This is a genomic window from Halomonas sp. ND22Bw (assembly GCF_003011945.1).
Classification (GTDB): domain Bacteria; phylum Pseudomonadota; class Gammaproteobacteria; order Pseudomonadales; family Halomonadaceae; genus Halomonas; species Halomonas halophila.
The window spans coordinates 1-322 of record NZ_PXWD01000490.1 but is presented as its reverse complement, the minus strand read 5'-3'; the positions used below and the strand labels follow the sequence as shown (position 1 = coordinate 322).

The following is a 322-nucleotide window of genomic DNA, read 5'->3' as shown; positions in this document are numbered from 1 at the left end:
GGTGAAGGCGTTGCCCGCGAAGTTCGATGCGTCGCGTGACGTGGTCGAACAGTTCGAGGCGACGTCGACCGACGGCACGAAGGTTCCGTATTTCGTCGTCCACCGCAAAGATGCGAAGCTGGACGGCAGCACGCCGACGATCATGACTGCCTATGGCGGGTTCGAATCGTCGATGACGCCCTATTACTCCGGCATCACCGGCAAGCTGTGGCTGGAACGCGGCGGCAGCTTCGTGCTGGCGAACATCCGCGGCGGGGGCGAGTTCGGGCCGAAATGGCACGACGCCGGACGCAAGACGAAGCGGCAGGTGATCTATGACGAT

1 protein-coding gene is annotated in these 322 nt (G+C 63.0%); it reads left to right on the top strand.

From position 1 onward, the window contains the following. The coding region (locus CVH10_RS19070) for a prolyl oligopeptidase family serine peptidase (RefSeq protein WP_146143087.1) at positions 1-322 on the top strand (322 nt) is incomplete at both ends.